The 25979-nt window shown below is 55.7% G+C and carries 18 protein-coding genes; 10 read left to right on the top strand and 8 right to left on the bottom strand.

Annotation, left to right across the window (positions count from 1 at the left end; all coding sequences use genetic code 11):
* The first annotated feature begins 64 nt into the window (after nt 1–64).
* The 5 genes from ACH0WD_RS12645 to ACH0WD_RS12625 all read left to right on the top strand — a co-directional run bounded on the left by ACH0WD_RS12645 (nt 65) and on the right by ACH0WD_RS12625 (nt 6805).
* On the top strand, nt 65–2395 hold the full coding sequence (locus tag ACH0WD_RS12645) for a Tex family protein (protein WP_000980661.1): 2331 nt from the start codon (nt 65–67) through the stop codon (nt 2393–2395).
* Between the two features lie 436 nt (nt 2396–2831).
* Nucleotides 2832–3059: a ferrous iron transporter A gene (gene feoA / locus ACH0WD_RS12640; protein WP_001160955.1), complete on the top strand. Its 228-nt coding sequence runs from the start codon at nt 2832–2834 to the stop codon at nt 3057–3059.
* A gap of 18 nt (nt 3060–3077) precedes the next feature.
* Nucleotides 3078–5396: a Fe(2+) transporter permease subunit FeoB gene (feoB, locus tag ACH0WD_RS12635; RefSeq protein ID WP_000736983.1), complete on the top strand. Its 2319-nt coding sequence runs from the start codon at nt 3078–3080 to the stop codon at nt 5394–5396.
* Between the two features lie 12 nt (nt 5397–5408).
* The gene (gene feoC / locus ACH0WD_RS12630) at nt 5409–5645 is read left to right on the top strand and encodes a [Fe-S]-dependent transcriptional repressor FeoC (protein WP_000157587.1); all 237 of its coding nucleotides are present in this window, start codon (nt 5409–5411) and stop codon (nt 5643–5645) included.
* Nucleotides 5646–5890: 245 nt separating this feature from the next.
* Nucleotides 5891–6805, top strand: a complete 915-nt coding sequence (locus tag ACH0WD_RS12625; RefSeq protein ID WP_000235942.1) for an Rpn family recombination-promoting nuclease/putative transposase — start codon at nt 5891–5893, stop codon at nt 6803–6805.
* A 35-nt stretch (nt 6806–6840) separates the two neighbouring features.
* Here ACH0WD_RS12625 and bioH read toward each other — a convergent pair whose 3' ends face one another.
* Nucleotides 6841–7611, bottom strand: coding sequence for a pimeloyl-ACP methyl ester esterase BioH (gene bioH / locus ACH0WD_RS12620; RefSeq protein ID WP_000998147.1), 771 nt, complete (start codon nt 7609–7611; stop codon nt 6841–6843).
* 37 nt (nt 7612–7648) lie between these two features.
* On the opposite strand from bioH, the gene gntX reads away from it, so the two are divergent.
* From gntX to gntT, 3 genes are all read left to right on the top strand, one after another.
* Nucleotides 7649–8332, top strand: a complete 684-nt coding sequence (gntX, locus tag ACH0WD_RS12615; RefSeq protein ID WP_000958733.1) for a DNA utilization protein GntX — start codon at nt 7649–7651, stop codon at nt 8330–8332.
* 58 nt (nt 8333–8390) lie between these two features.
* The gene (nfuA, locus tag ACH0WD_RS12610) at nt 8391–8966 is read left to right on the top strand and encodes a Fe-S biogenesis protein NfuA (RefSeq protein WP_000619387.1); all 576 of its coding nucleotides are present in this window, start codon (nt 8391–8393) and stop codon (nt 8964–8966) included.
* A 376-nt stretch (nt 8967–9342) separates the two neighbouring features.
* The gene (gene gntT / locus ACH0WD_RS12605) at nt 9343–10659 is read left to right on the top strand and encodes a gluconate transporter (protein WP_001131741.1); all 1317 of its coding nucleotides are present in this window, start codon (nt 9343–9345) and stop codon (nt 10657–10659) included.
* 118 nt (nt 10660–10777) lie between these two features.
* On the opposite strand, the gene malQ is transcribed toward gntT, so the two are convergent.
* Both malQ and malP read right to left on the bottom strand, forming a co-directional pair.
* Nucleotides 10778–12856: a 4-alpha-glucanotransferase gene (malQ, locus tag ACH0WD_RS12600; RefSeq protein WP_000428716.1), complete on the bottom strand. Its 2079-nt coding sequence runs from the start codon at nt 12854–12856 to the stop codon at nt 10778–10780.
* Between the two features lie 9 nt (nt 12857–12865).
* On the bottom strand, nt 12866–15259 hold the full coding sequence (gene malP / locus ACH0WD_RS12595) for a maltodextrin phosphorylase (protein ID WP_000082241.1): 2394 nt from the start codon (nt 15257–15259) through the stop codon (nt 12866–12868).
* Between the two features lie 594 nt (nt 15260–15853).
* Between malP and malT the strand changes: the two genes are divergently transcribed.
* A complete protein-coding gene (malT, locus tag ACH0WD_RS12590) occupies nt 15854–18559 on the top strand; it encodes an HTH-type transcriptional regulator MalT (protein ID WP_000907030.1) in 2706 nt (901 codons plus the stop codon).
* Between the two features lie 114 nt (nt 18560–18673).
* Here the strand turns inward: malT and ACH0WD_RS12585 are convergent, their stop codons facing one another.
* The 4 genes from ACH0WD_RS12585 to ACH0WD_RS12570 all read right to left on the bottom strand — a co-directional run bounded on the left by ACH0WD_RS12585 (nt 18674) and on the right by ACH0WD_RS12570 (nt 23384).
* Nucleotides 18674–19234 carry a hypothetical protein gene (locus tag ACH0WD_RS12585; RefSeq protein ID WP_000220923.1) on the bottom strand — a complete coding sequence of 187 codons (561 nt, stop codon included), beginning with the start codon at nt 19232–19234 and terminating at the stop codon, nt 18674–18676.
* The gene (rtcA, locus tag ACH0WD_RS12580) at nt 19231–20265 is read right to left on the bottom strand and encodes an RNA 3'-terminal phosphate cyclase (RefSeq protein WP_000101025.1); all 1035 of its coding nucleotides are present in this window, start codon (nt 20263–20265) and stop codon (nt 19231–19233) included. Before rtcA ends, ACH0WD_RS12585 begins: the two co-directional genes overlap by 4 nt.
* A gap of 3 nt (nt 20266–20268) precedes the next feature.
* Complete coding sequence (gene rtcB / locus ACH0WD_RS12575) at nt 20269–21483, bottom strand: RNA-splicing ligase RtcB (protein ID WP_001105523.1); 1215 nt, start codon at nt 21481–21483, stop codon at nt 20269–20271.
* Nucleotides 21484–21830: 347 nt separating this feature from the next.
* Nucleotides 21831–23384 carry a TROVE domain-containing protein gene (locus ACH0WD_RS12570; RefSeq protein ID WP_000013018.1) on the bottom strand — a complete coding sequence of 518 codons (1554 nt, stop codon included), beginning with the start codon at nt 23382–23384 and terminating at the stop codon, nt 21831–21833.
* A gap of 189 nt (nt 23385–23573) precedes the next feature.
* On the opposite strand from ACH0WD_RS12570, the gene rtcR reads away from it, so the two are divergent.
* Nucleotides 23574–25157 carry an RNA repair transcriptional activator RtcR gene (rtcR, locus tag ACH0WD_RS12565; RefSeq protein ID WP_001232869.1) on the top strand — a complete coding sequence of 528 codons (1584 nt, stop codon included), beginning with the start codon at nt 23574–23576 and terminating at the stop codon, nt 25155–25157.
* On the opposite strand, the gene ACH0WD_RS12560 is transcribed toward rtcR, so the two are convergent.
* Nucleotides 25154–25912, bottom strand: coding sequence for a DeoR/GlpR family transcriptional regulator (locus ACH0WD_RS12560; RefSeq protein WP_000815085.1), 759 nt, complete (start codon nt 25910–25912; stop codon nt 25154–25156). The genes rtcR and ACH0WD_RS12560 overlap by 4 nt on opposite strands.
* Nucleotides 25913–25979: the final 67 nt, after the last annotated feature.

Raw genomic sequence — 25979 nt, 5'->3', positions numbered from 1 at the left:
GCATTTTTGCCAGCCAATCCGTATAACTATCCCCTGATTTTTATCCTGAAGACGAAGCTAACCCATGATGAATGATTCTTTCTGCCGCATTATTGCGGGTGAAATCCAGGCAAATGCCGGACAGGTTGAAGCTGCCGTTCGCCTGCTTGACGAAGGGAACACCGTGCCGTTTATCGCACGTTATCGTAAAGAAATCACCGGCGGTCTGGATGACACGCAGTTGCGTAACCTGGAAACGCGTCTGGGCTATCTGCGTGAGCTGGAAGACAGGCGTCAGGCCATCCTCAAGTCCATTTCCGAACAAGGCAAACTGACCGATGAGCTGGCTGGCGCCATCAACGCTACGTTAAGTAAGACCGAGCTCGAAGACCTCTACCTGCCCTATAAACCTAAACGCCGCACCCGTGGACAAATCGCCATTGAAGCCGGCCTTGAGCCGCTGGCCGATCTGCTCTGGAACGAGCCGTCCCACGATCCTGACGTGGAAGCGGCAAAGTACATTGATGGCGACAAAGGCGTGGCGGACACGAAAGCCGCGCTCGACGGCGCACGCTACATTCTGATGGAGCGCTTTGCCGAAGACGCCGCATTGCTGGCGAAAGTGCGTGATTACCTGTGGAAGAACGCCCATCTGGTCGCCACCGTCGTGAGCGGCAAAGAGGAAGAAGGGGCAAAATTCCGCGACTATTTCGACCATCATGAGCCCATTGCTAACGTCCCGTCTCACCGTGCGCTGGCCATGTTCCGTGGTCGTAACGAAGGCATTCTGCAACTTTCGCTCAATGCCGACCCACAGTTTGATGAGCCGCCGAAAGAGAGCTACTGCGAGCAGATCATCATGGACCATCTCGGCCTGCGGCTAAATAACGCCCCGGCGGATAGCTGGCGCAAAGGCGTAGTGAGCTGGACGTGGCGTATCAAAGTCTTAATGCACCTCGAAACCGAACTGATGGGCACCGTGCGCGAACGTGCGGAAGATGAAGCGATTAACGTGTTTGCCCGTAACCTGCACGACCTGCTGATGGCAGCCCCCGCAGGCCTGCGCGCCACAATGGGCCTTGATCCTGGCCTGCGTACCGGCGTAAAAGTCGCTGTCGTTGACGGCACCGGCAAGCTGGTGGCGACGGATACCATTTATCCGCATACCGGTCAGGCGGCCAAAGCGGCGACCGTGATCGCCGCGCTGTGCGAAAAATACCACGTCGAACTGGTCGCGATTGGCAACGGTACGGCCTCGCGTGAAACCGAACGCTTCTATCTCGACGTACAGAAACAGTTCCCGAACGTGACGGCGCAGAAAGTGATCGTCAGCGAAGCGGGGGCGTCCGTGTATTCCGCTTCTGAGCTGGCGGCGCAGGAGTTTCCGGATCTCGACGTCTCCCTGCGCGGCGCGGTCTCTATCGCGCGTCGTCTGCAGGATCCGCTGGCGGAACTGGTGAAAATCGATCCGAAATCGATCGGCGTCGGCCAATATCAACACGATGTCAGCCAGACCCAGTTGGCCCGTAAACTGGATGCGGTGGTCGAAGACTGCGTAAACGCCGTCGGCGTCGATTTGAATACCGCCTCCGTACCGCTGCTGACCCGCGTCGCAGGCTTAACACGCATGATGGCGCAAAACATCGTCGCCTGGCGCGATGAGAACGGTCAGTTCCAGAACCGCCAGCAACTGTTGAAGGTGAGCCGTCTGGGGCCGAAAGCGTTTGAACAGTGCGCGGGCTTCCTGCGTATTAACCACGGCGATAACCCGCTGGATGCCTCCACCGTCCACCCGGAAGCCTATCCGGTTGTCGAACGCATTCTGGCGGCGACGCAGCAAGCGCTAAAAGATCTGATGGGCAACAGCAACGAATTGCGTCACCTCAAGGCCGCTGATTTTACCGACGATAAATTCGGCGTGCCGACCGTGAGCGATATCATCAAAGAGCTGGAAAAACCGGGCCGCGACCCGCGTCCTGAATTTAAAACCGCGCAATTCGCCGATGGCGTTGAAACCATGAACGACCTGCTGCCGGGGATGATTCTGGAAGGGGCGGTCACTAACGTCACTAACTTCGGCGCGTTTGTCGATATCGGCGTTCATCAGGATGGCCTGGTGCATATCTCCTCGCTCTCGAATAAGTTCGTTGAAGATCCGCACACCGTGGTAAAAGCGGGCGACATCGTGAAGGTGAAAGTGCTGGAAGTGGATCTGCAACGTAAGCGTATTGCGCTGACGATGCGTCTGGACGAACAGCCCGGCGAAACCGCCGCTCGCCGCGGCGGCGGCGCCGATCGCGCTCAGGGCAACCGCCCGGCATCAAAAGCGGCGAAACCGCGCGGTCGTGACGCCCAGCCAGCCGGTAACAGCGCCATGATGGACGCGCTGGCAGCCGCAATGGGAAAAAAACGCTAATCGGGTAATACGCAGGCCGGGTTACTTCTTATCCGGCCTGCGATTTTGCAATACGTCCAACCCTTTCTTTTTTAATTAACAATTAAATCTTACCCATTAGAATCTGTTAATTAATTTCCTTCTGCTATCCGCACTATTAATTATCACTTTATTAACAGATGAAACCTTAATTAAACATTAAAAACGGGGAATATTTGCACATTAGAGGTATTTGCAAAAAGACAAATAAATGTTGAGCCATATCAACATCGGCGCAAATTATCGCTTATTTGTACATTCCGTCACATTTTAATCGTTGAAGATAGAAACCATTCTCATTATCATTGTGTTGTTGATTATTTACTCTTTCCTTCGTTGGCTAAACATCGGGTCTCCTGCCGCCCCCCTGAGCGCCGCATGAGGTATACATCCAGTTAGTAAGAAACAAGTAGGTCGTATGCAATTCACTCCTGACACTGCGTGGAAAATCACCGGCTTTGCGCGTGAAATCAGCCCGGCGTATCGTCAAAAACTGCTTTCGCTCGGCATGTTGCCCGGCTCTTCATTTAATGTCGTCCGCGTCGCGCCCTTAGGCGATCCGATCCATATCGAAACACGACGCGTGAGTCTGGTTTTGCGTAAAAAGGATTTGGCGTTAATAGAAGTGGAAGCGGTTTCCTGTTAATACAGTGAGTCTATAAAAATGAAAAAATTAACCATTGGTTTAATTGGTAATCCTAATTCCGGCAAGACCACCTTATTTAACCAACTCACCGGCGCGCGTCAGCGCGTGGGGAACTGGGCGGGCGTCACCGTCGAGCGTAAAGAGGGCCAGTTCGCGACAACTGACCACCAGGTCACGCTGGTAGATTTACCCGGCACCTATTCTCTGACGACCATCTCGTCACAAACCTCTCTCGACGAACAGATCGCCTGCCACTACATCCTGAGCGGCGACGCCGACCTGTTGATAAACGTTGTGGACGCCTCCAATCTGGAGCGCAACCTCTATTTGACGCTGCAACTGCTGGAGCTGGGTATCCCCTGTATTGTCGCGCTCAACATGCTGGATATCGCCGAAAAACAGCAGGTTCGTATTGATGTCGACGCTCTGTCCACGCGTCTGGGTTGCCCTGTCGTACCGCTGGTATCGACTCGCGGCCGCGGTATCGAGGCGCTGAAACTGGCCATTGACCGTCACAACGCTAATGACAACGTCGAACTGGTGCATTATGCCCAGCCGCTGCTGCGCGAAGCGGGTTTCCTGGCCGACGCGATGGCCCAGGAGATGCCTTTACAACAGCGCCGCTGGCTGGGTCTGCAAATGCTGGAGGGCGATATCTACAGCCGGGCTTACGCAGGCGAGGCGGCGCAAAACCTGGACACCTCCCTTGCCCGTCTGAAGGACGAAATGGACGACCCGGCGCTGCATATCGCCGACGCCCGTTACCAGTGTATCGCCGCTATTTGCGACGTGGTCAGCAATACCCTGACAGCCGAACCCAGCCGCTTCACCAGGGCGGTCGATAAAATTATCCTGAACCGCTTCCTCGGCTTACCGATTTTTTTGTTCGTGATGTACCTGATGTTCCTGCTCGCCATTAACATCGGCGGCGCGTTGCAACCCCTGTTTGATGCCGGTTCCGTCGCCATCTTTATTCATGGCATTCAATGGATTGGCTACACGCTGCACTTCCCGGATTGGTTAACTATCTTCCTGGCGCAAGGTCTTGGCGGCGGGATCAATACCGTCCTGCCGCTGGTGCCGCAAATCGGGATGATGTACCTGTTCCTCTCCTTCCTTGAAGACTCCGGTTATATGGCGCGCGCGGCCTTCGTCATGGATCGCCTGATGCAGGCGCTGGGACTACCGGGTAAATCCTTCGTGCCGCTGATTGTCGGCTTCGGCTGTAACGTGCCTTCCGTGATGGGCGCCCGCACGCTTGACGCTCCGCGCGAACGTCTGATGACCATCATGATGGCGCCGTTTATGTCCTGTGGCGCGCGCCTGGCGATTTTCGCCGTCTTTGCCGCCGCCTTCTTCGGGCAAAACGGCGCGCTGGCGGTCTTCTCGCTATACGTGCTGGGTATTGTCATGGCGGTATTAACCGGCCTGATGCTGAAACATACCATTATGCGCGGCGAAGCCTCTCCGTTTGTGATGGAGCTGCCGGTTTACCACGTACCGCATATCAAGAGCCTGATCATCCAGACCTGGCAACGCCTGAAAGGTTTTGTACTACGCGCCGGTAAAGTCATTATCATCGTGAGTATTTTCCTGAGCGCGTTTAACAGTTTCTCGCTGAGCGGCAAAATCGTCGATAACATTAATGACTCCGCCCTCGCCTCTGTAAGCCGGGTCATCACGCCAGTCTTTAAACCGATCGGCGTCCATGAGGATAACTGGCAAGCGACCGTGGGTCTGTTTACGGGCGCCATGGCGAAAGAAGTTGTCGTCGGTACGCTGAACACGCTCTACACCGCCGAAAATATTCAGGACGAAGCGTTTAATCCTGCCGACTTCCACCTCGGCGATGAACTGCTGGGCGCGGTTGACGATACCTGGCAAAGCCTGAAAGACACCTTTAGCCTGAGCGTACTGGCTAACCCGATCGAAGCGAGTAAAGGCGACGGTGAAATGGCGACCGGCGCGATGGGCGTGATGGATCAAAAATTCGGCAGCGCCGCGGCGGCGTACAGTTACCTGATTTTTGTCCTGCTTTACGTACCGTGTATCTCGGTAATGGGCGCTATCGCCCGCGAGTCCAGCCGCGGCTGGATGGGCTTCTCCATCCTGTGGGGACTGAATATCGCCTATTCGCTCGCCACGCTGTTCTACCAGGTTACCAGCTTCAGTCAACACCCGACATACAGTCTGATCTGTATTCTGGCAGTGATCGTCTTTAACGTTGTGGTGTTAAGCCTGTTGCGCCGCGCCCGCAGCCGTGTAGACATTGAACTGCTGGCAACCCGCAAAAACGTCAGTTCCTGTTGTTCGGGCACTGCGGGCAATTGTCACTAAGGGATGTAAAAAATGGCTTCATTGATACAGGTTCGCGATCTACTGGCGCTACGGGGGCGTATGGAGGCAACGCAGATCAGCCATACGCTGCACGCTCCGCAGCCCATGATCGACGCCATGCTGAATCAACTGGAGATCATGGGTAAAGCGGTACGTATCCCGGAAGAAGCGGACGGCTGCCTTTCAGGCAGCTGTAAAAGTTGTCCGGAAGGTAAAGCCTGCCTGCGCGAATGGTGGGCCTTGCGTTGACCTTCGCCGGGTAGCGACGTAACGCGTCTTATCCGGCCTTTATCCCGCCTTTATCCCGCGTTATGTTGCCCGGTACGCGTCACGCTGCCGGGCAATTTTGCGTCATGCCTTCCACAAAGATGAAAGCGTTACCGCCGTGCGCATTTATCTCCCCACGCGCCTCGCAAGCGCGCTAATCCTCTACTGCAATCAGCCCGGTCTGCGCGTAGTGTCACGCCATTGAACTTCACCGATGACGGATCGATATGGCGACCTCAACAACATCCACGCCGCATGACGCGGTATTCAAACAGTTTTTATGCCACCCCGATACTGCACGGGATTTTTTGGAAATCCATCTCCCGTCGACATTACGTCAAATCTGTAATCTGAATACGTTACGGCTGGAGTCCGGTAGCTTTATTGAAGAGGATTTACGCCCCCATTATTCCGATATTCTGTGGTCGCTGGAAACAAGTGAAGGTGACGGTTACATTTACGTGGTTATTGAACATCAGAGTACGCCGGACGCGCATATGGCATTTCGGCTGATGCGTTACGCAATGGCTGCAATGCAACGGCACCTGGAGGCCGGGCATAAGACGTTGCCGTTAGTGGTGCCAATGCTGTTTTATCACGGAAACCGCAGCCCGTATCCGTTCTCATTATGCTGGCTGGATGAATTTGCCGACCCGGTGATGGCGCGTAAGCTATACGCCACCGCCTTTCCTCTGGTCGATATTACGGTCGTGCCGGACGACGAGATTATGCGACACCGACGGGTCGCGCTGCTGGAACTCATACAAAAACACATCCGCCAGCGCGATCTGATGGGGCTTGTCGAACAGCTGGTCGCCCTGCTGGTTAAGGGATACGCTAATGACACCCAGCTTCAAAGTTTGTTTAATTACATGATGCACACTGGCGACGCCGCGCGCTTCAATACGTTTATCCGCCAGGTGGCTATGCGTATCCCACAGCATAAGGAGAAGATCATGACTATCGCAGACAGATTACGTCAGGAAGGACATCGTAACGGGTTACAGCAAGGCAAACAGGAAGGCCAACGGCTCGCCGCATTGCGCATTGCCCGCTCCATGCTAAACGATGGTTTCGATCGCGATACCGTGCTTAGGGTTACCGGGCTGGCGCCTGCCGATCTGGCGTCTGAAAGCCATTAACCTTGCAGAATGGTCCGGGCCCGGCAACGCCCTGGTTACAGCGATGATTTTAGCGTCATCAGCGCCTGACAAAACGCCGCCGGATGCGAGATAAACGGCGCATGGGCCGCCTTCGCCATTATCTGTGATGTACTGTGCGGCCATAACGTATCGAGCAAAGGCACCATTTTACGCGGCACCAGACCGTCCAGATAACCATACAAACGCAAAAATGGCATGTTCACATTTTTAAGCGCTTCTCGTAGATCGACCGTTTTTAAGATTTCCAGTCCGCCATTGAGCACCTCTACATCCGGCATAGGCTGCGCCAGCACCACGCTTTTTAAGGTGCGGGCATCCTGACGCGCCGTCTCCGTCCCTAACGTTTGCAGCGCCAGAAAACGCTCCACCGTGCGCTGAAAATCGTCGCTAAGCTGCTGCTGGAATCCGCCGAGGATTTCCGGTTTTATTCCCGGCCACCCCTCACGCGCGCTAAAGCATGGCGAAGAGGCGACTGTCACCAACGCCTGAACGCGTTCAGGGTGGGTGAGCGCCATCTGACTCGCCACCAGGCCGCCCAGGCTCCAGCCAAGCCAGATAGCCTGGTCCGGCGCGTTTTTCGCTACCTGCGCCGTCATCTCTTCAAGCGTCATGGCGCCAAACCCCGAGCTGCGACCATAGCCCGGCAAGTCGACCAGATGCAGCGTAAAATGCGAGCCGAGTTCCTCGCGAATGCAATGCCATACCTCCGCGTTCAATCCCCATCCGTGCAGCAGCACAAGATGACAATTTCCCTCGCCGTAGGTCTGCCACCAGATGTCATTCATCAGTTACTGTTCTCTTTTGTCTAACAAGGATGCACCTATGCTAACAGTACCGGGATTATGCTGGCTATGCCGAATGCCGCTGGCGTTAAGCCACTGGGGGATTTGTTCCGTATGCGCGCGCGCCGTCCGCCAGCGCGTCAGCCTGTGTCCGCAATGTGGATTACCCGCCGCGCATCCTTCGCTCCCCTGCGGTCGCTGCCTGCAAAAACCGCCGCCCTGGCAGCGTCTGGTGAGCGTCAGTGACTATACGCCGCCCTTGAGTTTACTGGTGCATCAGCTTAAATTTACCCGCCGCAGCGAAATTGCCGCCGCACTGGCGCGTCTACTGTTGCAGGAAGTCCTCATGGCGCGCCGCAGCACTGGCTTGCAGCTTCCCGACAGAATCGTCAGCGTTCCGCTCTGGTCGCGCCGACACTGGCGGCGGGGATTTAACCAAAGCGATCTGTTATGCCAACCGTTAGCGCGCTGGCTTGGCTGCGCGTGGGACAGCCAGACCATCACGCGGGTACGGGCGACCGCAACACAACATCATCTCAGCGCCAGGTTACGTAAACGCAATTTGAAAAACGCGTTTCGCCTTGAATTGCCGGTACAGGGTCTCCATATGGTTATTGTGGATGATGTCGTCACTACCGGAAGTACCGTCGCGGAAATCGCGCAACTGCTTTTGCGCAACGGCGCAGCGACTGTCCAGGTATGGTGCCTGTGTCGAACCTTGTAGAGCCTCGATGATGGGCGTATTATAACCAACTAAAATAGTCAACTATTAGGCCATTACTATGATCCGTATTTCCGATGCTGCACAAGCGCACTTTGCCAAACTGCTGGCAAATCAGGAAGAAGGGACGCAAATCCGCGTATTTGTCATTAATCCCGGCACTCCTAACGCAGAGTGCGGCGTTTCTTATTGTCCGCCCGACGCCGTAGAAGCCACCGATACTGCACTGAAATTTGACCTGTTGACCGCTTATGTTGATGAACTGAGCGCGCCCTATCTGGAAGACGCGGAAATTGATTTCGTGACCGACCAGCTAGGTTCTCAACTCACATTGAAAGCGCCAAACGCGAAGATGCGCAAAGTGGCCGATGACGCGCCGCTGATGGAGCGCGTGGAATATGCTCTGCAATCGCAGATTAACCCGCAGTTGGCGGGCCACGGCGGTCGCGTCTCGCTGATGGAAATTACCGATGAAGGCTATGCAATTCTGCAGTTTGGCGGCGGTTGTAACGGTTGCTCGATGGTTGACGTCACGCTGAAAGAAGGGATCGAGAAACAGTTGCTGAATGAATTCCCGGAACTGAAAGGGGTTCGCGATCTGACCGAACACCAGCGCGGCGAGCACTCATACTACTAAGATTTTCCCCGCATCCATGCCCGATGGCGCTTGCGCCTGTCGGGCCTTGTCTGCCCCACCGTAGGCCGAATAAGGCGTCTACGGTGCCATCCTGTGCCATCAGCCACATCTCAGAGCAATGGTCCTTCTTCTTTCGCCGATAACATGACCTGTGTCTCATAATTTAAATTTTGCCTGCCAGGGTCATTTTCAACACCCATATGTTACCCGTATCATTCTTATGGGCACCTAACATCCATATAACATCTGACTACGCTCATTCGTTTCAACGGTAATCAGTATTGGTGCTATTGCGACTCTGTTCCCGTCGGGAACAACAGGAATTTGTCGTCGAAACAATGACGTTACCCATAACAAAGTAAAGGCCAGGTAAATCATGCCATTAGTCATCGTTGCTATCGGTGTTATCTTGTTACTTCTTCTGATGATCCGCTTCAAAATGAACGGATTTATCGCCCTTGTCCTGGTAGCGCTCGCTGTCGGGTTGATGCAGGGAATGCCGCTGGATAAAGTCATCGGCTCCATCAAAGCCGGTGTCGGCGGTACGCTTGGCAGTCTGGCCCTGATTATGGGGTTCGGCGCCATGCTGGGCAAAATGCTTGCCGACTGCGGTGGCGCTCAACGTATCGCCACTACCCTGATCGCGAAATTTGGTAAAAAGCATATTCAGTGGGCCGTAGTGTTAACCGGCTTTACCGTCGGCTTCGCTCTGTTCTATGAAGTGGGCTTCGTTCTGATGCTGCCGCTGGTATTCACCATTGCCGCAGCGGCGAATATCCCGTTACTGTACGTCGGCGTGCCGATGGCCGCGGCGCTCTCCGTCACACACGGCTTCCTGCCGCCGCACCCGGGCCCAACCGCAATCGCCACGATTTTCCATGCCGATATGGGTAAGACGCTGCTGTTTGGTACGATTCTGGCGATCCCGACCGTGATCCTTGCCGGCCCGGTTTACGCCCGTTTCCTGAAAGGCATCGATAAGCCGATCCCGGAAGGCCTGTACAGCGCGAAAACTTTTACGGAAGAAGAGATGCCGGGCTTTGGCGTCAGCGTCTGGACGTCGCTGGTTCCGGTGATTCTGATGGCGATGCGTGCGGTTGCCGAGATGATTCTGCCAAAAGGCCACGCTTTCCTGCCCGTTGCCGAGTTCCTGGGCGACCCGGTAATGGCTACGTTAATTGCCGTACTGATTGCGATGTTCACCTTTGGCCTGAACCGCGGGCGTTCAATGGATCAGATTAACGATACGCTGGTCTCTTCCATCAAAATTATCGCCATGATGCTGCTGATCATCGGCGGCGGCGGCGCGTTCAAGCAGGTGCTGGTCGATAGCGGCGTGGATAAATACATCGCTTCAATGATGCATGAAACCAATGTCTCTCCGCTGTTGATGGCGTGGTCTATCGCGGCGGTGCTGCGTATCGCGCTGGGCTCCGCGACTGTCGCGGCGATTACCGCAGGCGGCATTGCGGCGCCGCTGATCGCCACTACCGGCGTTAGCCCTGAACTGATGGTTATCGCAGTCGGTTCCGGGAGCGTGATTTTCTCTCACGTCAACGACCCGGGCTTCTGGCTATTCAAAGAGTATTTCAATTTGACTATCGGCGAGACCATTAAATCCTGGTCGATGCTGGAAACGATCATCTCCGTCTGCGGCCTGATCGGCTGTCTGCTACTGGGTATGGTGGTTTAAGCGAGGCGGCTTGTAGGCCGGATAAGGCAGCAATGTGCGCCAGGATTGCCTGATGGCGCTGCGCTTATCAGGCCTACGTGCTCTCACCATCATAAAGCCGGGGAAATCCCCGGCTTTATTACTTCTTCTTCGCGGCCGCTTTTCGGCGCTTATCCAAATCCTTAATCAGCTTGTTTACACCCTCATCGGCAAACATCTGCTCCAGCGTGGCGGTGAGCTTCCGTCGCCAGTTTTTATACTGATCGCTGGTGCCCGGTACGTTAACCGGATCGGCCATATCCAGCCAGTCCTCCGGCTGAAGCCCCAACAGACCGCTGTTACTGTCGGCGATATAGCGCTGAAGTCCGCGATTTAGCGTTGGCGTCATCGACATTAACGATGCCTTATGCCCGGCGCGTTTTGGCAGACAGCCATATTTATGCAGCGCGTCCAACAGCCCCTGTTTCGCCCGCTCGCGATCCTCATACAGCCCGCGCAGAATCACTTCATCCGGATAAAGCCCCAGAGCTTTACCCAACGTCAGGTCACCGCATTCCCAATAGCCGCGCAGCGTGGGGAGATCGTGCGTCGAGGCGACAGCCATCGATTGTTGCGGATACGCGCCTGGCGCGCGGAAGTTTTTCTCAAGGTCATTTTCAAACCACAGCACTTTATAAGAATAGACCCCGCTATCGCGCAGCTTGCCGACAATCTCAACTGGCACCGTCCCCAGATCTTCGCCTATCACCATACAGCGGTGACGTTGGCTCTCCAGCGCCAGAATAGAAAGCAAATCATCTACCGGATAATGGACGTAAGCCCCCTGATCCGCTGTTTCGCCATACGGTATCCACCACAGACGCAGCAACGACATGACATGGTCAATGCGCAACGCGCCGCAGTTTTGCATATTGGCGCGCAGCAGGTCGATAAAGGGCTCATACGCCCGGGCGACAATAATATGCGGGTCCATTGGCGGCAGCCCCCAGTTCTGACCGAGCGGGCCGAGGATATCCGGCGGCGCGCCGACAGATGCTTTCAGGCAGTACAGCTCCCGGTCGCACCAGGTTTCCGCGCCGCCTTCCGCTACGCCAACCGCCAGATCGCGGTACAGACCAATCGGTAGTTTAAAACTCTGGCAGGTATCCCAGCAGGCGGCGAATTGGCGCCAGGCCAGCCACTGAAGCCAGAGGTAAAACTCCACCTCTTCGCGGTGCGCTTCACAGAATTGTTTTACAGCGGAAGACTCTACCGACTGGTACGCCTCCGGCCAGGCTGGCCAGCCCCAGCGCTGCTCATCCTCTTTTACCTGATACGCATGCAGCGCGTCGAATGCCGCCTGCCAGTAAAGGCTCTCGCCTTCGCGGGCGATAAAGTGACGAAACTCCGCCATTTGCGCATCGTCGCGAGCGGCAAACCGCGTCCACGCCATCCGCAGCGCCGTAATTTTCAGCGCGGTAACGGTAGCGTAATCCACCCATTGCGCATCGCGTGCCTGTCGCAGCTTTTGCTGTGTGGCGGGCATTTGCCACCATGCCTGCGCCTCTTCGCTCAGGCGGAAATCTTCGACGGCGTTGACGTCGATATATATCACGTTCAGCCAGCGACGAGACGAGGGGCTGTAGGGACTGGCGCTCTCCGGATTCGCCGGATAAAGCGCGTGGATCGGGTTCAGGCCGATAAACGCGCCGCCGCGTGTCGCCACGTCGACCAGCATCGACTTCAAATCGCCGAAATCGCCAATACCCCAGTTTTTTTCTGAACGCAGAGTATAAAGCTGGACGCAGGCCCCCCACAGTTTTTTCCCCTCCAGCAGCGCCTGCGGCTCATAGCATCGCGGCGGGGCGACGATAATCCGGCAGTGCGTACGCTGTTCATCCTGGGTCAACGTCAGGGTGTGGTAGCCCTCCGGCAACGTAGCCGGCAGGTTAAGTTTTTTACCGCCCGTCACGCGCCCTTTGTAATGCATGCCCTCTTCCGTAGTCAGCAGCCAGGCAAACTCACCGCGCCCCTCTACCGGCAACGCCATTTTTTTACCCGCGGTATAAACCTTCACATTCGGCACGACCGCCTGTGGTCCTGTTGTCGTGCCGTGCATCGCCGCCAGCAAACGTCTCTTGGTTTCAGCGCCAATAGACTGCGGTTTGCCATGAGCATTGATGTAACTGGGGCTGATCCCCGCCGCCAGCGCGGCACTATCGAGACGTTTATTTTCCATCGCGCTCCCTTAGCGTTTTGCCTGCCAGATACGGGCCTGATAATCGCGAATAGAGCGATCGGAACTGAACATACCGCAGCGCGCGGTATTGAGGATCGCGGCGCGCGTCCACGCTTCCTGGTCGCGATACAGCGCATCCACCTGCTTTTGCGCCTCGACATAAGCGGCGAAGTCCGCCATGACCAGGTACGGATCGCCCCCCTGTTTGCCGAGGCTATGCAGCATCTGGTCAAAGGCATGTTTATCGCCATCGCTGTATTGACCGCTTTCCAGCTCTTTTAGCACCGCATCCAGCACTTTGTCTTTTTTACGCCATTTCACCGGATCGTAGCCTTTGGCTTTGAGCGCCTTGACCTCTTCCACAGTATGGCCAAAGATAAAGATATTCTCTTCACCCACCTTTTCAGCGATTTCAACGTTAGCGCCGTCCAGCGTTCCCACGGTCAACGCCCCGTTCAGCGCCAGTTTCATGTTACCGGTGCCGGACGCCTCTTTCCCGGCGGTAGAAATTTGCTCGGAAATATCCGCCGCCGGAATGAGCATTTCCGCCGCCGAGACGCAATAATCCGGCAGGAAAACCACCTTCAGCTTATCACCCACCGCCGGGTCGTTATTAATGGCTTCCGCAACCTTATTGATAGCAAAAATGATGTTCTTCGCCAGGTAATAGCCCGGCGCCGCCTTCGCGCCAAACAGGAATACGCGCGGTACGCGGTCAGCCTGCGGGTTTTCGCGGATCTCTTTGTACAGCGCCAGAATATGCAACAGATTCAGATGCTGACGCTTGTACTCGTGCAGGCGTTTGATCTGAATATCAAAAATCGCGTTGCTTGAAATCTCAATCCCGGTACGGGCCTTGATGAATTTCACCAGCCGTTCTTTGTTCGCCCGTTTGATGTCGCGATACTGCTGACGGAATGTGGCGTCGTCAGCGTATTTTTCGAGGTTGATTAACTGGTCGAGATCGTTAGCCCACTCTTTTTTCAGCGTTTTATCCAGCAACGCCGCAAGCTGCGGATTGCACTGTTTAATCCAGCGACGCGGTGTAATGCCGTTGGTGACATTGTGGAATTTGTTCGGCCAAAGCTGGTGATATTCCGGGAACAGATCTTTCACCACCAGATCGGAGTGCAGCGCCGCCACGCCGTTGACCGCAAAGCCGCTGACCACGCACATATTGGCCATGCGTACCTGACGGTCGTGCACCACCGCCAGTTTTGCCCATACCTGCTTATCGCCAGGCCAGGTGTTATCGACCAGCGTCTTAAAGCGATCGTTAATCTGCTTGATAATCTGCATATGACGCGGCAACAGCGCTTTCACCAGCTTCTCATCCCAGCACTCCAGCGCTTCTGGCATCAGGGTGTGGTTGGTGTAGGCGAAGGTTTTGCTGGTGATAGCCCAGGCGTCATCCCAGCTCAGTTGGTGCTCGTCAATCAGCACGCGCAGCAGTTCCGGAATGGCGATGGTCGGGTGAGTATCGTTCAACTGAATGACCTCGTAATCCGCCAGCTCATGCAGTTTGCGTCCGGCCAGATGGTGGCGACGCAGAATATCCGCTACCGAGCAGGCGCACTGGAAGTATTGCTGCATCAGGCGCAGTTTTTTACCCGCCGTGTGGTTATCGTTGGGATAAAGCACCTTCGTCAGTTTTTCCGCATCGATACCCTGCTGTTCCGCCCGCAGGAAAGCGCCGTCGTTGAATTTGGTCAGATCAAACGGATGCGCGTGGGTCGCCTGCCACAAACGCAGCGGTTGCGCGACGCCGTTACGATAGCCTAACACCGGCAGATCCCAGGCCTGGCCTGTAATCACAAAACCTGGCTCCCAGCGCCCTTCTTTGGTAACTTTACCGCCGATCCCAACCTGGACGTCCAGCGCCTCGTTGTGGCGGAACCACGGATAGCTGCCGCGATGCCAGTCATCAGGCGCCTCCATCTGCTTGCCTTCAACAAATGACTGACGGAACAGCCCATACTGGTAGTTCAGACCATAGCCCGTAGCGGACTGCCCGACGGTGGCCATCGAATCGAGGAAGCAGGCGGCCAGACGTCCCAGACCACCGTTGCCGAGCGCCGGATCGACTTCCTCTTCCAGCAGATCGGTCAGATTAATATCGTGCGCTTTCAGCACATCGCTAACGTCCTGGTACCATCCCAGATTTAACAGGTTATTTCCCGTCAGGCGACCAATCAAAAATTCCATCGAAATGTAGTTCACATGACGCTGGCCTTTCATCGGCTGCGCTACCGGTTGCGCGCTCAGTAATTCCGCCAGCGCGCCGCTAACGGCCTGCCACCACTGACGAGGCGTCATGTCGGACGCCGACAGTAAACCGAAACGCTGCCACTGACGCGTCAGGGCGGCCTGGAATTGATCTTTATTGAAGGTTGGCTGTGACATAGGAAATCCGTCCTCGGGTAATAAAACAACGTTATCGCTAGTTTGCCAGGCTCGATGTTGACCTTCCTCCTCCCGGCAATGATTAGGGAGGGAGGAGGAGCGGGGATGAGCATAAAAGTGTGATCGCCGCCACTTACCCCTGTATAAACGCGCCGATTCCTGTCAACGACACCCAGTGTTACGCATAATCAAATGAATAAACAGAAATAACAGTAAATCGCGAAGGGGTATTTTCGAAAGATTATATGAACGCCGAAATAGTTTCTTACCTGAAATATTCAGCGGCGGGAGATTCACTCACTAAACATAATTAATTAAACGCCTGGTATCGCCATTGTGTTAAATCCGGATGATGTCCAGGACATTATTTACAATAACGGAAATATGACCTCAGCCCAGCTCTGACGCTCGTTTCAACCGCGCCGAATACTTTTTTAATACCGTTATTTAGAATTGTGACAGAGTGCAAATTCAGACACATAAAAAGTCTGCTTAGCTTGCATTAAAATGCTTTCTGGCCGACCTTATATCTATTAATTACGAAGCGCAAAAAAAATCGCAGTTCCCCCCATTTCCCACAGTGAAGTGATTGCTATGTTGATTCCGTCTAAATTAAGTCGTCCGGTTCGTCTCGACCATACCGTGGTTCGTGAGCGGCTGTTGGCTAAACTTTCCGGCGCGAACAATTTCAGGCTCGCCCTGGTAACCAGTCCTGCTGGCTATGGGAAAACCACGCTTGTCTCACAGTGGGCGGCGGGCAAAAATGAATTAGGCTGGTACTCTCTCGACGAAGGCGATAACCAGCAAGAGCGATTCGCCAGTTACTTAATTGCCGCTATCCAACAGGCCACCGGCGGACACTGCTCTACCAGCGAAGCGATGGCGCAAAAACGTCAGTATGCCAGCCTGACGTCCCTCTTCGCGCAGCTCTTTATTGAACTGGCGCAGTGGCATCGCCCGCTTTATCTGGTGATTGACGACTACCATTTGATTACCAATCCGGTGATTCACGACGCGATGCGCTTTTTCTTACGGCATCAGCCGGAAAATTTCACCCTGGTGGTGTTATCGCGTAATTTGCCGCAACTGGGCATCGCTAACCTGCGCGTGCGCGATCAGCTGTTGGAAATCGGCAGCCAGCAGTTGGCTTTTAACCATCAGGAAGCAAAGCAATTTTTTGACCGTCGTCTTTCGTCGCCCATTGAAGCCGCTGAGAGCAGCCGCATGTGCGACGATGTGGCCGGTTGGGCCACTGCGCTACAGTTGATCGCCCTCTCCGCGCGCCAGAACCATACCTCTGCGCATCACTCCGCCCGCCGTCTTGCCGGGATTAATGCCAGCCACCTTTCTGATTATCTGGTGGACGAAGTACTGGATAACGTGGATGTCAGCACCCGACATTTTTTACTTAAAAGCGCGATCTTACGCTCAATGAATGACGCGTTGATCGTGCGCGTGACCGGCGAAGAAAACGGCCAGATGCGGCTGGAGGAGATTGAGCGCCAGGGGTTATTCCTGCAACGCATGGACGACACGGGCGAATGGTTTAGCTATCACCCGTTGTTTGGTAGCTTTCTGCGCCAGCGTTGCCAGTGGGAACTGGCGGCGGAACTGCCGGAGATCCACCGCGCGGCCGCAGAAAGCTGGATGGAACAAGGTTTTCCCAGCGAAGCTATACATCATGCGCTGGCGGCGGGTGACGCGCAAATGCTGCGCGATATCCTGCTTAACCATGCGTGGGGGCTGTTTAATCACAGTGAACTGGCGCTGCTGGAAGAGTCATTAAAAGCGCTGCCGTGGGAAAGCCTGCTGGAAAATCCGCGGCTGGTGTTGTTACAGGCCTGGCTGATGCAAAGCCAACACCGCTACAGCGAAGTGAATACGTTGCTGGCGCGCGCCGAGCAAGAGATCAAAGGGGTTATGGACGGCACGCTGCATGCTGAATTTAACGCGCTGCGCGCCCAGGTCGCCATCAACGACGGCAATCCGGAAGAGGCTGAGCGGCTGGCGAAACTGGCGCTGGATGAGCTTCCTCTCGCCTGGTTTTATAGCCGCATTGTCGCGACCTCCGTTCACGGCGAAGTGCTGCACTGTAAAGGCGATCTCAGCCAGTCTTTATCGCTGATGCAGCAAACCGAACAAATGGCGCGCCATCATGACGTCTGGCATTACGCGCTGTGGAGCTTAATTCAACAAAGCGAAATTCAGTTCGCCCAGGGATTCCTGCAGGCCGCATGGGAAACGCAGGAGAGAGCCTTCCAGTTGATCAAAGAGCAACATCTGGAACAACTGCCGATGCATGAGTTTCTGGTACGTATCCGCGCGCAATTGCTGTGGGCGTGGGCGCGCCTTGACGAAGCGGAGGCCTCGGCGCGCAGCGGTATCGCTGTGCTGTCCACCTTCCAGCCGCAACAACAGTTGCAGTGCCTGACGCTACTGGTGCAGTGCTCGCTGGCGCGCGGCGATCTGGATAATGCCCGTAGTCAGCTTAACCGACTGGAAAATTTATTAGGCAATGGCCGTTATCACTGTGACTGGATCTCTAACGCCGATAAAGTGCGTGTCATTTACTGGCAGTTAACCGGCGACAAAAAATCCGCCGCCAACTGGTTACGCCATACGCCAAAACCGGCGTTTGCCAATAACCATTTTCTGCAAGGACAATGGCGGAATATCGCCCGCGCGCAGATCCTGCTGGGCGAATTCGAGCCTGCGGAAATCGTGCTGGAAGAGTTAAATGAGAATGCCCGTAGCCTGCGCTTAATGAGCGATTTAAACCGCAATCTGCTGTTACTCAATCAGCTTTACTGGCAATCCGGGCGGAAAAACGACGCCCAGCGCGTATTGCTTGATGCCTTACAGCTTGCCAACCGCACCGGATTTATCAGCCATTTTGTGATTGAAGGCGAAGCCATGGCGCAACAATTGCGTCAGCTGATTCAACTCAATACGCTGCCGGAGATGGAGCAGCATCGCGCGCAGCGCATCCTGCGAGAGATTAACCAACATCACCGGCATAAATTCGCCCATTTTGACGAAGGCTTCGTCGAGCGCCTGCTTAACCATCCGGATGTCCCGGAGCTTATTCGCACCAGCCCGCTCACCCAGCGTGAATGGCAGGTGTTAGGGCTTATCTATTCTGGTTACAGCAACGAACAGATTGCCGGTGAACTGGCGGTGGCCGCGACCACCATTAAGACGCATATCCGCAACCTCTACCAGAAACTCGGCGTCGCGCACCGTCAGGACGCGGTACAGCACGCGCAGCAGTTGCTGAAGATGATGGGGTACGGGGTTTAACGTGTGCCTGATGGCGCTTCGCTTATCAGGCCTGTAGAGTCATTTTAAAACATATTGATATTGCTGGTTTTGTAGGCCGGGGGCATAAACGTAAATCCAGACGTTGAGTTGGCTTCAGGCCCGATGGCCGTCGCTCAGCCGCAGGTTAAATGGCGCCCATCCATCCGGCGGGTCCCATTCGCCACTGCCATAAATAATACCCTCCCGGATATCGTGAATAATGACGCCATCAATACCACACGGTTCCGATCGCCAGATAATGCCGGAACTCACGTTGATAAGAAACGTATACTGAAAGGTTGTGACCAGGAAATTCTCACTCAGCGAGGCCTTATGATCCCAAACATCGGGTATTGAATAAATATGGCCAACATAATCATCAAGAAACAGGCTCTTAACCTGATGTGAATCCGTATCAAATAAGTGAACGTGCTGACCGTATAATATCGTAATAGTCTTATCATTATTCATGATGCCGCTGAAGCACTGCTCAACGATCCAGCGCCCCTCTTCCAGCGCGACAAAAAGACACAGCACGATAACCGGCTCGCCGTCCTGACTCACCAGCACTCTTCGCCGCATCGTTGAAGGGCCGGAAAAGGGATTAACATCCCTCTCCGGGATGGCGTCAGCAACGCGTTGTTCAGCATCAAGGAAATCAGCGTGGTATGTCATGATCCGCTATCCTTTTTACTTACCATAACCTGCACCATCTCCCTCGCCTCCTCCAGGTTGAACGTTACCGGCAAAAACCGTTCCACCACCGCAATATTGGTAAGCAAGTGAGCGGAAGCCCGCGCCACGGTAAACGCGCCTTCGCCCGCCAGCGCCAACGGTAAAATCAGCTGGTCGGCCAGATGCTCTCCCACCGCTGCCGGGCTTGCGAGATAGCGCCGCGCTTCATGCGCAACCTGGTTAGCTACCGCTTCCGCGCTGGTGCCTTTTACGCCGAACGCGGCGAACAGTTCGGTCAACTGTTCGCTTTGAATCATCAGCGACAGCGCGTTGCCCGGCCCGCAGCCGCCTTCCAGCGCAACGACGTTTTTCTCCGCCCGCGGGAAGTGGGCTTCCAGCGTTGCGACTTCACGTTCGCCAACGTGGTGAGGCACCGAGGCCAGCAAAGCTTCGGCGGTGATACGCCGCGTCTCGCCGCGCGATATCAGCGTCAGACCGCGTAAAGACGCTGCCGGTTCGACGACCGTTGCCGCCGCGCCGCCGCCTGCCGGATAAAAGCCGTGTTTTATCAGCGTGGTACGCTGGTTGATGCCCATCCTCGCCAACAGCGGTTCCCAGACGCGGCAGATAAAATCGGCGCTGGGCGCGGCCTGATTATGCGTCCCGCCGTGAACCTCCACGCGGGATGAACCATCGGCAAACCACAGCGCGGGCAGGACGGTTTGCAGCACCAGCATACAACTGCCCGCGCTGCCAATCGCGAAACGGTACTCGCCGCCGCGAATCGGCCCCGGCGTAAAACGCAACTGTTGCGAGCCCAGCTCGTCGCCGTTCACCTGCGCGCCGCAGATTTCCGTTGCCGCCCGCACCGCCGTTAAATGCTGGCGTAGCAGCCCCGGTTTGGCGCGCCCGGCGCGGATGCCGCTCATTTCAAACGGCTGGCCGGTTATCATTGATAAACTCAGCGCCGAGCGCAAAATCTGCCCGCCGCCCTCTCCCTGTGCGCCATCCAGCGCGATGATCCTTGCCATTTTCTATCCTTTAACGCACACCACCTGCCGCAGGGTGTACATGATTGCCACCAGGTCAGACTGCGCCGCCATCACCGCATCAATATCTTTATACGCCATTGGGATCTCGTCGATCACGTCCGCATCTTTACGGCATTCGACATGCGCGGTGGCGCGAATCTGATCGTCAACGCTAAACAGTTTCTTCGCTTTCGTTCGGCTCATCACACGCCCGGCGCCGTGGCTGCACGAACAGAACGACTCTTCGTTACCCAGCCCGCGCACGATAAAGCTTTTCGCCCCCATCGAACCGGGAATGATACCGAACTCACCGCGCCGCGCCGAAACCGCCCCTTTACGCGTCACATAAATCTCTTCGCCAAAGTGCTGCTCTTTTTGCACATAGTTATGGTGGCAGTTGATCTCGTCCATATCGAGGGCGATCGGTTTTTCCACGCAGCGCTGGAGCGCCGCCAGCGCGTTTTCCATCATCGCCTCGCGGTTCAGGCTGGCGAATTGCTGCGCCCAGTGTACCGCTTTCAGGTAATCATCAAAATATTCGCTTCCTTCATTAAAATACGCCAGATCGCGGGACGGCAGCGTTTCTAACTGCTCCTGCATTTCTTGCTGCGCCAGGCCGATAAAATAGGTGCCGATGGCGTTACCGATCCCGCGCGAACCGGAGTGCAGCATGATCCATACCCGATCGGTTTCATCCAGACAGATCTCAATAAAGTGGTTACCGGTTCCCAACGTTCCCAGGTGCTTATAGCTATTGGTATTCAAAAAGCGCGGATATTTTTGCGTTAACCACTGATATCCCGCTTCCAGCTGCGCCCATTTTTCATCAACGTTGGCGGGCGGTTTTCCCCATGCGCCCACATCGCGACGCCCGCGTCCGGTGGTACGCCCGTGAGGCACAGCGGCCTCTATGGCGTTACGCAGTTCCGCCAGATTTTCCGGCAGATCGGCCGCCGTTAAGCTGGTACGCAGCGCGTTCATTCCACAACCGATATCCACGCCCACCGCCGCCGGAATAATCGCCCCTTTCGTCGGGATCACGCTACCGATGGTCGATCCTTTCCCCAAATGCACATCCGGCATAACGGCAATATGTTTGAAAATAAACGGCATTTTCGCCGTATTGATCAGCTGCTGACGGGCATCGTCTTCTACCGGTACGCCTTTGGTCCACATTTTTACCGGTGCGTTCTGGGTGGTCATCAATTCGTAATTCATCATTTTTTTCTCGTTTTAATCATTAGGGTGGCGACAAGTTTATGTGAATACACCGCTCTACCATTGAGCTACAGAGCCGGGCTCTGACGGGTCTCGAACCCGCAACAAATGTAGATCCACAGGCATTCGCCAAAACAGGGTGGCACGACAAGTTGAGGTGGATCACCCGCTCTACCGTTGAGCTACAGGGCTAAGCCCCGGCAGGGTTCGAACCTGCGTCTGGCCATACAAGGTGTAGATCCACCAGCATTCGTGCCTTCAGCGTTGCGCGACAAATTCATAGCCGGGATGATACGCATCGGGAAAGATGTAATCCCGGCCAGCATTCGCGCCGCGCTGAATACTCTTTACAGCGTCACGGCTTCAATCTCTTCCAGCCAGTGCGCGCTGCCATAGCGACCGTTAACAAAGTTATCTATCACCGTAAACACCTCGTCGCTGAAGCCGCCGACGTTCAAAATATCGCTTCGTTCCGCCGCCTGGGTGGTACCGTAAGGCAGCAGATCGATACACACCAGGCGCGCCTGCGGGTTGCGCTTTTTCAGTTCGATCCAGCATTCCATGGTGGCCGTTGAGCCATGGCGCGACTTATCAACCCACGATTCGTTATCCGACACCATAATCACCAGATCCACCCGCGCCCGCTCGTTCAACAACCTACGCAGCGGCGCGGAGCAGTTGGTGCCGCCGCCGCCAACCGCCGCCAGCTTTTGCGCGTTGTGCATGACCGACTGGCGCGCATCAAGCCGCACGTCGACCACATCGCATTCAAACGGCAGCACGCGGGCCTGCGGATGATTACGCAGCACGGCGGCGGCGATCAGCCCGGCAACGTCCACGCAGCGGATCTTACTGGTCGCCCCCTTGCGATAGCCGGTTATCGACGACTTCATCGACCCCGACACGTCCGGGCAGACCACCACATTGCCGCGAAACGGCGGAATGTTCTCCAGCGCGTACTCCATCGCCTGCGCTAAAGCCTCGCGAATAACCTGCGGCACGCTGCTTTGCAGATTGCTCCACGCCGACAGCAACTGATAAGGATAGACCCAGGACTGGCGCACCTGCGCCCTGTCCGCCAGCCGCTGCGCCACGCTGGCGGCAAGCGTTGCATTCTCAAACACGTCATGACGCGCCAGCGTATTCAAATTCATCCGCAACGTTTGCCAACTCATCCGCTGCGCCAGTTGCGCCCACTGTTCGCGACTCAGCGGCGCGTTGGTCAGCAGTAAAAACGGCACATCGGGTAAGGCCGCGCCGATATTGCCTTCACGAAACGCCAGCAGCGCGCGCGTTTTTTCCGGCAGTTGCGCCTTATCGCACGGCTTACCAATCAGCCAGGCGAAGAAGGCTTCCTGCCACGCCGCCTGCGGCCGTGGGTGCACCATTTTGACGATATCCGCCAGCGACGGCGCATTGCCCACCGAGGCCTGCAATAAACGCTCTTCGCTGGCGTTCTGCAACCAACGCTGCACCAGCTTCTTTGGCCGCGTCCCCAGCGAGCGCCGCCCGGTCACGCCGCTGCGTAACATTTGCACAAAGTTACGCAGCATCCGGCCATTGTTGATCACCCGCGCAAATACTACCGGCAGCAGCGCCGAACCACGCGCCGCCAGAATGGCGGTCAACAGCGCGGGCATATCCTTCATCATCCCGCGTTCGCGGCCATAAATCGCCAGTTGCGCTAAAAACAGATCGTCGAGATCTTTCGCCGTCGCCAGAACATCATTTAGCTGCGCCTGGCCGCTGGCATAAAAAGTCTCGTTCATGCAGCCGGTCATCACCATTTGCGCCAGTTTATGGCGCGGGGTGAAGGCAAAGGCCGCTGCGCCTTGCTGATTGCTGGCGTTGGCCAGCGGCACGTCCCTTAACAGCGAACGGAACAAAAGTGGATTAGCCATTTGTTTTTCCCATTTCCGTTATTCTCCATGCCATGGTTATTGCAACCAGCGTGCCAGAAAATAAATTATTTTTTAATCTATTGATTTTTAATTGATTTATTTCTTTAGCGTTCAAGTGAAAGAAAAATGCCTGCACGGTAGTCATTAAAAAGCGATAAAATTATCTCGTCTTTTAGAAGGAAATCTAAGATGCGAAAAACGGTGGCCTTTGGTTTTGTCGGTACGGTACTCGACTATGCAGGACGCGGCAGTCAACGTTGGGAAAAATGGCGCCCCACTTTGTGTCTGTGTCAGCAGGAGACGCTGGTCGTTCACCGCCTGGAACTGCTGTACGATGCCCGCTCTCGCTCGCTGTTTGAAGGATTAAAGAAGGATATCGCCAGCGTCTCGCCGGAAACGGAAGTCGTCGGCGTAGAAATCGCGATCCGCAACCCGTGGGACTTCGAAGAGGTTTATGCCTGCCTGCACGATTTCGCCCGCAGCCATACCTTTCATCCCGAAGATGAAGACTATCTGATTCATATCACCACCGGCACTCACGTCGCGCAGATCTGCTGGTTCCTGCTGGCGGAGGCGCGCTATCTACCGGCGCGATTAGCGCAGACCTCGCCGCCGCGCAAAAAAGATAAACCACATAGCACGGGCGACGTGACGATTATTGACCTCGACCTCAGCCGCTACAATGACATCGCTACCCGCTTCGCCCAGGAGCGGGAGGAGACGCTCAACTTCCTGAAGTCCGGCATTGCAACCCGCAACCCGTGTTTCAACCGGATGATTGAGCAAATTGAGCGCGTCGCGATACGCTCCCGTTCGCCAATCCTGCTCAACGGCCCGACCGGCGCGGGCAAGTCGTTTCTCGCCCGTCGCATCTATGAACTAAAACTGGCCCGCCACCAGTTCAGCGGCCCGTTTGTCGAAGTGAACTGCGCCACCCTGCGCGGCGACACGGCGATGTCGGCGCTGTTCGGCCACGTTAAGGGGGCGTTTACCGGCGCGAGAGAGGAGCGTGCAGGACTGCTGCGCAGCGCCGACGGCGGCATGTTGTTTCTTGACGAAGTGGGAGAGCTGGGCGCGGATGAACAGGCCATGTTGCTGAAAGCCATTGAAGAGAAACGCTTTTACCCTTTCGGCAGCGACCAGCAGGTCAGCAGCGATTTCCAGTTGATTGCCGGCACGGTGCGCGACCTGCGCCAGCGGGTGGCGGAGGGGACATTCCGCGAAGACCTGTATGCGCGCATTAATCTCTGGACCTTCGAACTACCGGGCCTGCGTCAGCGCCAGGAAGATATTGAGCCAAACCTTGACTACGAACTGGAGCGCCACGCGGCGCTAACCGGCGACAGCGTGCGTTTTAATACCGAAGCGCGCCGCGCCTGGCTGAGCTTCGCCACCTCGCCGCAGGCCGCCTGGCGCGGTAACTTCCGCGAACTCTCCGCCAGCGTCACCCGCATGGCGACGCTGGCGGACAACGGGCGAATCACGATCGAAACGGTAGACGATGAAATCGCGCGTTTGCGCTATAGCTGGAATGATCATCGCCCCTCCGCGCTCGACGGACTGCCGGGCATTGACGCAACGGCGCTGGATCTGTTTGACCGTATGCAACTGGAAAACGTCGTTGCCGTCTGCCGCCAGGCGAAAACCCTTTCCGACGCCGGGCGGCAGCTATTCAACGTTTCCCGTCAGGGGAAAGCCACGGTGAATGACGCTGACCGGCTGCGTAAATACCTGGCGCGTTTTGGTCTGACGTGGGACGTTTTACAGAATTAACACAGCTCCAGTTGGATATGGTTCTCCGTCAACACCTGCATCACGCCCGGCGGCGGCAGGGTATCGGTGTAGACCGCATCGACCATACTAATGCTGCCCATGTTTACCATCGCGTTACGGCCAAATTTGGAGTGATCCACCACCAGCATCACGTGGCGCGAATTTTCGATAATCGCGCGCTTGGTGCGTACCTCATGGTAGTCAAATTCCAGCAATGAGCCGTCGCTATCAATACCGCTAATACCGAGAATGCCGAAATCGAGACGGAACTGGGCGATAAAGTCCTGCGTCGCTTCGCCAATAATGCCGCCGTCGCGGCTACGGAGTTCGCCGCCAGCGAGGATAATACGAAAATCCTCTTTCGCCATTAGCGTGTTCGCTACGTTCAAATTGTTGGTCACGATCCGCAAATTACTGTGCCCTAACAGGGCGTGCGCTACGGCTTCCGGCGTCGTGCCGATATCAATAAACAGCGTTGAACCATTGGGAATCTGGGCCGCGACTTTGCGAGCGATGCGCTCTTTTTCTTCCGTTTGCGTTGCCTTACGATCGTGCCACGGCGTGTTCACCGAGCTGGAGGGCAACGCCGCGCCGCCGTGGTGGCGCAAAATCATATTCTGTTCCGCCAGATCGTTAAGATCCCGACGAATGGTTTGCGGGCTGACAGAAAAATGCTCCACCAGCTCTTCCGTACTGACGTACCCCTGTTTTTTCACCAGTTCAATGATCGCGTCATGCCGTTGTGTTTGTTTCATGAATAATCTCTGAAAGTAACCAACCTTGCGCCGGATAGCGGCATTCGCCCTACCCGGCCTGGAAAAA

The sequence above is a fragment of the Salmonella sp. 2020_1395 genome, from assembly GCF_043848115.1.
In the GTDB taxonomy this organism is placed as follows: Bacteria; Pseudomonadota; Gammaproteobacteria; order Enterobacterales; family Enterobacteriaceae; genus Salmonella; species Salmonella enterica.
The sequence above is the reverse complement of the archived record's forward strand: the minus strand, read 5'-3'. Positions and strand labels throughout refer to the sequence as shown.

Coding starts and splice junctions, on each gene's coding strand:
- ACH0WD_RS12645 (WP_000980661.1), top strand. CDS start 65: ATGATGAATGATTCTTTCTGCCGCATTATTGCGGGTGAAATCCAGGCA.
- feoA (WP_001160955.1), top strand. CDS start 2,832: ATGCAATTCACTCCTGACACTGCGTGGAAAATCACCGGCTTTGCGCGT.
- feoB (WP_000736983.1), top strand. CDS start 3,078: ATGAAAAAATTAACCATTGGTTTAATTGGTAATCCTAATTCCGGCAAG.
- feoC (WP_000157587.1), top strand. CDS start 5,409: ATGGCTTCATTGATACAGGTTCGCGATCTACTGGCGCTACGGGGGCGT.
- ACH0WD_RS12625 (WP_000235942.1), top strand. CDS start 5,891: ATGGCGACCTCAACAACATCCACGCCGCATGACGCGGTATTCAAACAG.
- bioH (WP_000998147.1), bottom strand. CDS start 7,611: ATGAATGACATCTGGTGGCAGACCTACGGCGAGGGAAATTGTCATCTT.
- gntX (WP_000958733.1), top strand. CDS start 7,649: ATGCTAACAGTACCGGGATTATGCTGGCTATGCCGAATGCCGCTGGCG.
- nfuA (WP_000619387.1), top strand. CDS start 8,391: ATGATCCGTATTTCCGATGCTGCACAAGCGCACTTTGCCAAACTGCTG.
- gntT (WP_001131741.1), top strand. CDS start 9,343: ATGCCATTAGTCATCGTTGCTATCGGTGTTATCTTGTTACTTCTTCTG.
- malQ (WP_000428716.1), bottom strand. CDS start 12,856: ATGGAAAATAAACGTCTCGATAGTGCCGCGCTGGCGGCGGGGATCAGC.
- malP (WP_000082241.1), bottom strand. CDS start 15,259: ATGTCACAGCCAACCTTCAATAAAGATCAATTCCAGGCCGCCCTGACG.
- malT (WP_000907030.1), top strand. CDS start 15,854: ATGTTGATTCCGTCTAAATTAAGTCGTCCGGTTCGTCTCGACCATACC.
- ACH0WD_RS12585 (WP_000220923.1), bottom strand. CDS start 19,234: ATGACATACCACGCTGATTTCCTTGATGCTGAACAACGCGTTGCTGAC.
- rtcA (WP_000101025.1), bottom strand. CDS start 20,265: ATGGCAAGGATCATCGCGCTGGATGGCGCACAGGGAGAGGGCGGCGGG.
- rtcB (WP_001105523.1), bottom strand. CDS start 21,483: ATGAATTACGAATTGATGACCACCCAGAACGCACCGGTAAAAATGTGG.
- ACH0WD_RS12570 (WP_000013018.1), bottom strand. CDS start 23,384: ATGGCTAATCCACTTTTGTTCCGTTCGCTGTTAAGGGACGTGCCGCTG.
- rtcR (WP_001232869.1), top strand. CDS start 23,574: ATGCGAAAAACGGTGGCCTTTGGTTTTGTCGGTACGGTACTCGACTAT.
- ACH0WD_RS12560 (WP_000815085.1), bottom strand. CDS start 25,912: ATGAAACAAACACAACGGCATGACGCGATCATTGAACTGGTGAAAAAA.